1 protein-coding gene is annotated in these 1,484 nt (G+C 66.2%); it reads right to left on the bottom strand.

Annotated elements, in window-relative coordinates; translation table 11 throughout:
* Positions 1-14 precede the first annotated feature (14 nt).
* On the bottom strand, positions 15-1,484 hold a 1,470-nt coding region (locus ACOVRJ_RS06085; RefSeq protein ID WP_422042997.1), incomplete at its 5' end, for a transposase.

The following is a 1,484-nucleotide window of genomic DNA, read 5'->3' as shown; positions in this document are numbered from 1 at the left end:
CCTAAATCCGGCAGTTACCCCGTTGCCGGCAGCGCCTGGGGCAGCCTCGGTGGCCCGATGACTGGGGCGATACGGTTGCTGATGTAGCGCAGCAGGCAGGCCCAGCGGTCCATATCCTTGAACTGCTCCGCAGCAGCCTTGACGTGCTGCAAAGCCGCGCCGATGTTGGCGATCAGCTTTCGCAGTACGTCAACCCGGCCGTGTAGCGGCGTCAAGTACAGCATCGTTTGGTTGGCATGGTTGGCTGCCTTGCCCACCGCTGCGAGCAGCAGCGGTCGGCTGGTGATGGCTTCCATTCGGCCTTCGGGGTGGGCGGCGCGGCAGTACCAACTCCACCAGTTGTAGACCAGCGCGCAGGCTCTGGCCACGGTCTGGCAGCGGTTCATGTCCTGCGTGGTGAACCCGCCCAGCCCCCATTGGTTCTTCAACTCATCGAAGGCGTTCTCCGCATCCGCACGGTCGCGGTAGAGCTGGCCGATCGACTCCAGCGGGTAGGCCACATCCGTCACCAGCACCGCGTATTCCCACAGCTTGTCACCTTCGTGAACGCTGGGGCCCGCAAAGTCCAGCCGCAGCTGCTTGCCGTCGATGCGCCGCTCACGCGCGATTCCGCCACGGACGCGCTGGCGTACGACCACCACGCGGCGCATGGCGCTCCAGCCGTCCAACTTCAACTGGGCTTCTACCATCTGGCAGCCCTGGTTGTCCGGCCGGCTCCAGTCCTGGCGCGAGAACTGCTGGGCCACCAGGCGCTGCACGTTCTTGGTCTGCCGCAGCCGCAGCAGGTACGGCTGCCTGCGGCTTTCCAGCGTCAGAAGGATGCCTTCGTTGCCGTAACCCGAATCGCCGCGTACCAGCGCCGGCCGGCGCTCACCCAGTTCGTCCAGCAACTGGCCCAGCGCGGCCTTGGCATGCACGCTGGTGTGTTGTTTGCCTGAGCTCACCTGCACGTCCAGCACCAGCCGCAAATTGCTGACCAGGAAGGTGTGCAGGACATGGCTGGGCCGCATGGGCTTGGTCGGGTTGTAGCCAATCTCTGCGCCCTCTTGGCGCCCATACAGTGGCTTGACGCTGGCATCAATGTCCAGCACCCACGGCCGCTGCAGGGCCTCGTGTACCGAATGCATCAGGCTCGGACGCATCCATGCCGCGCTGGCTGCTTCGTCCATGCGCTCCAGCGCCCGGCGCAGCGCATCTTCGCTGACCACCTTGGCCATGCCCAGCGCTTGCGCGGCCACCGCGTCGCCGCGCAGCGCGGTGATGTGCGCGTAGCGCCGATGCCCGGCCAGCAACCCGAGCATCAGCGTGCCCAGTACGTCGCGTTTGTCCGGCGCATTGCCGCTGCGGTAGGACAGCGGGCAATTCGACACCCAGCGCTCGAAGACGCCAGTAGCGGCCAAAAACTCCGCGAAGAACACCAGCTGGCCATGCGGCGTGGCCGCCGCACCTTCGTCCCAGCGCACGTGCATGCGCCCGCCCAGCGT

Origin of the sequence: Roseateles sp., assembly GCF_049240545.1 — a bacterium.
GTDB lineage: Bacteria > Pseudomonadota > Gammaproteobacteria > Burkholderiales > Burkholderiaceae_C > Paucibacter_A.
The sequence above is the reverse complement of the archived record's forward strand: the minus strand, read 5'-3'. Positions and strand labels throughout refer to the sequence as shown.